General features: G+C 58.6%; 4 protein-coding genes. 2 read left to right on the top strand and 2 right to left on the bottom strand.

The features are described 5' to 3' along the window. Positions 1-475: 475 nt before the first annotated feature. Positions 476-796, bottom strand: a complete 321-nt coding sequence (locus GSQ76_RS32750; protein WP_158745517.1) for a zincin-like metallopeptidase domain-containing protein — start codon at positions 794-796, stop codon at positions 476-478. A gap of 151 nt (positions 797-947) precedes the next feature. Continuing rightward, entirely contained in the window at positions 948-1112 is a 165-nt protein-coding gene (locus GSQ76_RS32745) for an ArdC family protein (protein WP_158745516.1), read from the bottom strand. Positions 1113-1499: 387 nt separating this feature from the next. Between GSQ76_RS32745 and GSQ76_RS17945 the strand changes: the two genes are divergently transcribed. Together GSQ76_RS17945 and GSQ76_RS17940 are read left to right on the top strand one after the other, a co-directional pair. Beyond that, the gene (locus GSQ76_RS17945; RefSeq protein WP_158745515.1) at positions 1500-1697 is read left to right on the top strand and encodes a hypothetical protein; all 198 of its coding nucleotides are present in this window, start codon (positions 1500-1502) and stop codon (positions 1695-1697) included. After that, complete coding sequence (locus GSQ76_RS17940; RefSeq protein WP_158745514.1) at positions 1697-2011, top strand: hypothetical protein; 315 nt, start codon at positions 1697-1699, stop codon at positions 2009-2011. Before GSQ76_RS17945 ends, GSQ76_RS17940 begins: the two co-directional genes overlap by 1 nt. The last annotated feature ends 205 nt before the right edge of the window (positions 2012-2216 follow it).

The raw sequence follows: 2216 nt of genomic DNA, 5'->3' as shown, positions 1-2216 counted from the left end.
CTGCACTTGGGTGGGGACCTGTGGTTGATTGCTGCGGTGAGCGATGCCCGGATACGGTGACGATCAATCGCGGGTCTCATCCAATGAGAGGCGACAAAGGCCTGTGTCACAGACGTAGCACTCGGCAGACCGTCCTTCCTAAAATACTTTCCGCTGGCCTCGATGGCGGCAAGGTTACGATCAGCCGCCCGGAATGATTTCTCGAATCTTCTATCTCCTTGATGCGTTTGCGGAGGCTTCCCGTGTCTCAGAGCATACCACCCGAGCAACACCGCGCGTTCAAAGCACCACCCCCATCGTCCGAACCGCTGGCGGCCTTGCCAGCTCGGCATGCGCCCTCTCTCCAGTCCCGACCTTTGGATCAGCGGCAGCCATCACCTGCTCCGCGTCCGCCGGGTGGAACGCCCGCACGTAGTCCGCCATCTTCTACGCATCGAACGCAGCAAGGGCTATATCAAGCTTGCAATCGCGTAAGTTAGTAATGCAGCCTGCTAGCTAGCTTGCTCGGTTTGGAAGTCCCATGGGAGTCCTGCTTCCGAGCCATGAACACGGAGTCGAGCTCGGCTCTCAGGTCCTCGGCGGCGTAGGCATTTGACACGAACCTGTTCCGCAGGTCGCGGTCCAGCCGGCTCTCATGGCGAGACCACTGTAATAGCTTGCGGAGCATTACGGATGCCCTCGCGTTCCGCCCGGCAAACTCCTGCTTGGAAGGCAACTGGATGTGGTCGGTCTGGGGTGAGTAGAACGTCCGGTCTTTGCCGACCCGAACGGCAGCTCCCCTGTTCTGCAGGATCACATCGGCAGCCTCGGCACCCCCCCAGGTTGCCTCCTCCCCTGTGGGAGCCTTGATGCCGTAATCCGTGCCGCTGCGGTCATCACTCTCTGGTGCACTTTGTCGTTCTTCGCCGCCAATTGTTTGTAGAAGAGGGTGCCAGTGGATTTCTCGCCTAGCGAACCTGCCAACCAGGCGCGTTGGCCTGTTTGTAGCTGTACCAGCGAAGATCGCCGGTAGAGAAGGCGAGGGGAGACATCCCCAGCAGCAAGGTGTTGATGCCCCGATACCGCCCTGTATGGTGGGGGAGGCGGGTCCGCCGGCAGCGTCCGGGTTTCACGGCTTGACCCAGGGGCGCTGGCCCTACTCGAGCAAGTCGATGATCTGCTCGGCCGACCCTTGATAATGATCTTTGTAGATAGGTAGGTACGTTGTAGTCTCGTAAGTTAGATTACTGTAAAGTTCCAATCAAGCCTGCATGGTCGGCACTGACGATTTCTCGGCTTTCTGGCCAAATGCAACAGGAGCCGCCGTTGCAAATACGCGGGCACTGTCCACCGACAGATCGTTCTCAAGATTAGATTGGGCACGGCTAGTCTCATAACTTGCACTCAGGATAGGTAGATTACTAAGTTACTATATTTATTGAAGCGACTTTTCAGCGACATTGAACTGGCGCACCGCTGATGTAAGATACCACCATGAACCGCTGCACGACGGATCAACGATGACCAAGGCTCTGACCAAGGTGATCTCCACTCTCCGGCCATCCTCGCGGATGCAGAACCTGCGCGCAAAGACGCGAGGCGTCTACCCGAGCCAGCGGGACTGGGACCGCCTGCTCCAGTCCATCGACGAGAAGTCAGCTGCCTCAGAGGCGCTCGTGAACGGTGTTCTTGAAGATCAGGCCCGGCGCCGAGCATAGTGGCGTTTGGTTTTCCGTCGCCGGCAACCCTCTGGAGACTGGCCCGAAAGGTCGAGGGTCTCTTCGACAATCAGGCTAAGCAGGGCGAGGCCCTGGCTGCACTCCAGCGCGAAACTTCCGCTCTCTCAGACCGCTTGACCCGCCTTGAGGCACGCGAAGAGATCGTCGTCACCAAGGCCGAGGCAGCCGCTTCCACAGCAGCGATGGGAGCGACAAACGTTGTGATGTCAGACCTTGCCCGGCGGATCGGTGGGCTTGAAGCGCATGTAGAGGCGCTCAAACCAACCCAGAAGCGTCTCAGCGGCGACAGCTGAGCGGCGAGGGCCGTCGTATTGTTGGTTTCTGCGATGGCTTTCGCAGCAAAGCCGCACTGATCAACACTGCAACCCTTCTCGCCCTCCTTCACGAGGATACGTCGGGCAAGCGGAAACTGGAAACCCTCCAAGATAACGTCCATAAAGGAGGATTAGCGGACGTCATAGCTGAGCTTGATGGCATTCTCGCCGATACGTTACAACG

Source organism: Acidisphaera sp. L21, assembly GCF_009765685.1.
In the GTDB taxonomy this organism is placed as follows: Bacteria; Pseudomonadota; Alphaproteobacteria; order Acetobacterales; family Acetobacteraceae; genus LMUY01.
Note: the sequence above shows the minus strand (reverse complement) of the source record. Positions and strands in the feature narration are given on the sequence as shown.

Bases quoted from the DNA above. Each gene is read 5' to 3' on its own strand.
- GSQ76_RS17945 (WP_158745515.1), top strand. From the start codon at position 1,500: ATGACCAAGGCTCTGACCAAGGTGATCTCCACTCTCCGGCCATCCTCG.